The 2148-nt window shown below is 58.6% G+C and carries 3 protein-coding genes and 1 pseudogene; 2 read left to right on the top strand and 2 right to left on the bottom strand.

The window, feature by feature from the left end:
* Nucleotides 1-700 (top strand): NAD(P)-dependent oxidoreductase (locus tag OQK_RS12390; protein WP_016772673.1); only part of this gene is annotated, 700 nt, incomplete at its 5' end.
* Between the two features lie 123 nt (nt 701-823).
* On the opposite strand, the gene OQK_RS12385 is transcribed toward OQK_RS12390, so the two are convergent.
* The gene (locus OQK_RS12385) at nt 824-1249 is read right to left on the bottom strand and encodes a DUF4399 domain-containing protein (protein WP_016772672.1); all 426 of its coding nucleotides are present in this window, start codon (nt 1247-1249) and stop codon (nt 824-826) included.
* Nucleotides 1250-1384: 135 nt separating this feature from the next.
* Here OQK_RS12385 and OQK_RS12380 point away from each other — a divergent pair, with 135 nt between their 5' ends.
* The gene (locus OQK_RS12380; protein ID WP_016772671.1) at nt 1385-1951 is read left to right on the top strand and encodes a transporter substrate-binding domain-containing protein; all 567 of its coding nucleotides are present in this window, start codon (nt 1385-1387) and stop codon (nt 1949-1951) included.
* Between the two features lie 102 nt (nt 1952-2053).
* Here OQK_RS12380 and OQK_RS30430 read toward each other — a convergent pair.
* Nucleotides 2054-2148 (bottom strand): annotated as a pseudogene (locus tag OQK_RS30430) (DUF523 domain-containing protein); the annotation flags it as partial.

The following is a 2148-nucleotide window of genomic DNA, read 5'->3' as shown; positions in this document are numbered from 1 at the left end:
GTTCTTCTATGACACCGTGACCAAGCTGCCACTGGGCAACGCTACGCAGGTCAACAACCTGCACGAGCTGCTGGGCATGTCCGACATCGTCACCCTGCACGTCCCGGAAACTGCGGCGACCCAGTGGATGATCGGCGAGAAGGAAATCCGCGCCATCAAAAAGGGCGGCATTCTGATCAACGCTGCACGCGGCACCGTGGTCGAACTCGACGCCCTGGCGGACGCGATCAAAGACAAGCACCTGATCGGCGCGGCCATCGACGTATTCCCGGTGGAACCACGCTCCAACGACGAAGAGTTCGAAAGCCCGCTGCGTGGCCTCGACAACGTGATCCTGACCCCGCACATCGGTGGCTCGACCGCCGAAGCGCAAGCCAACATCGGTCTGGAAGTGGCAGAGAAACTGGTCAAGTACAGCGACAACGGTACTTCGGTGTCGTCGGTCAACTTCCCGGAAGTGGCCCTGCCGGCTCACCCTGGCAAGCACCGCCTGCTGCACATCCACGAGAACATCCCGGGTGTGATGAGCGAGATCAACAAGGTCTTCGCCGAAAACGGCATCAACATCTCCGGTCAGTTCCTGCAGACCAACGAGAAAGTCGGCTACGTGGTGATCGACGTAGACGCCGAATACTCGGAGCTGGCGCAAGAAAAGCTGCAACACGTCAACGGTACTATCCGTAGCCGTGTTCTCTTCTGAAGAAGCAGCGGCAAGCTTCAAGCTACTAGCGGCAAGTGAACAGCGCTTTTGCTTTACCTTGCCGCTTGCAGCCAGCCACTTGAAGCTGAATTAAAAAAGGGAGCCCCGCAGGGCTCCCTTTTTTTATTTCACGTTGACCGTGATTTTTTCCGAAACGATCGATGGGTCGAACGGCATGTGGCCGCTGTCGCCGAGGATCAGTTGCAAGGTGTGTTTGCCCGGGGCCAGTTTGATCGTGGCTTCGGTCTGCGCCTTGCCGAAATGCATGTGATGGGCGTCAGTCGGGATCGGCGCGCCTTCGGCCGGCAGGTCGTCGACGTCGATCAGCAGGTGATGGTGGCCGGTGTTCTTGGTGGTGTCACCCGCCGGGGCCAGCGCGATGTTCTTGACACCGAACTTGACCTTGAATTCCTGCGAGACGGTAGCGCCGTCCTCGGGAGAAACGATGAACACTTCAGCATCCTTCGGCGCCGGTGTCGCCGCACTGGCCAGCACCGAAACACCCATCAGCACACTGGCCAACGCTGCACGTGACAAAAAGCTTTTCATTTTCTTCTCCAGTTTTTCCGTAAAATCCGCACGGTCATGACAACTTCATGACCATTCGTTGTCGAAGGCACTCGACAACCATAGCAAAGCGAGCCTGAATCAGAGCGTCGCGATAATGATTTCAAAGGAGTGACCATGCACCTGCTGCCTGGCCTGATCTGCCTGCTACCCCTTCTGAGCCCGCTGGCTCACGCCGAACTGATTGATGACGTCAACGACCGTGGCGAGCTGCGCATAGCCCTTGAGGCTAATACACCGCCCTTCAATTACAAGGAGGGCGACACCCTCACGGGGTTCGAGGTCGAGCTTGGGCAACTGATCGCCAACGAGCTGGATGTACGCGCCGACTTCATCGTCACCGACGAGGGCGACCTGCTCCAGGGCGTTGAAAGCGGCAAGTACGACGTCGCGCTCAACCACATAGCACTGACACCCGAACTCAAGGATCGTTTCGACTTCAGCGAGCCGTACGGCCAGGTCGACGGGCAGTTGTTGGCGAAGAAGGACGAGACGCCGCGGCCGATGGTGCTGGTGCAGGCGTTGACCGAAGAGAAGCCGAAAGCGGCAGTGCCGGTTGAGCTGGCGATTCCCTTCCAGAAGGGTAATCCGGCGTTTCAGGCCAGCCTCAAGAGCGCGCTGGAAAGGATCAAGGCGGATGGGCGGTTGGCGGCGCTGTCGAAGAAGTGGTTCACCGAACCGTAGGAGCTGCCGCAGGCTGCGATCTTTTGATGTTGATTCAAAAGATCAAAAGATCGCAGCCTCGTTTCACTCGTCAGCTCCTACAGTTGAATTGGTGCTGGCGCTTTAGTCGAGTCGGGCCAGGGCCTGCGCGGCTTGCGGCAGTTCAAGCTCACTGAAAACCCGAACCCCATGGCGCTTGAGCAACGCCGCCGTCACCC

This window comes from Pseudomonas sp. R62 (assembly GCF_000257605.1).
Taxonomy (GTDB): Bacteria; Pseudomonadota; Gammaproteobacteria; order Pseudomonadales; family Pseudomonadaceae; genus Aquipseudomonas; species Aquipseudomonas atacamensis.
This window is presented reverse-complemented; position numbering and strand designations above follow the sequence as displayed.

Coding starts and splice junctions, on each gene's coding strand:
- OQK_RS12385 (WP_016772672.1), bottom strand. CDS start 1,249: ATGAAAAGCTTTTTGTCACGTGCAGCGTTGGCCAGTGTGCTGATGGGT.
- OQK_RS12380 (WP_016772671.1), top strand. CDS start 1,385: ATGCACCTGCTGCCTGGCCTGATCTGCCTGCTACCCCTTCTGAGCCCG.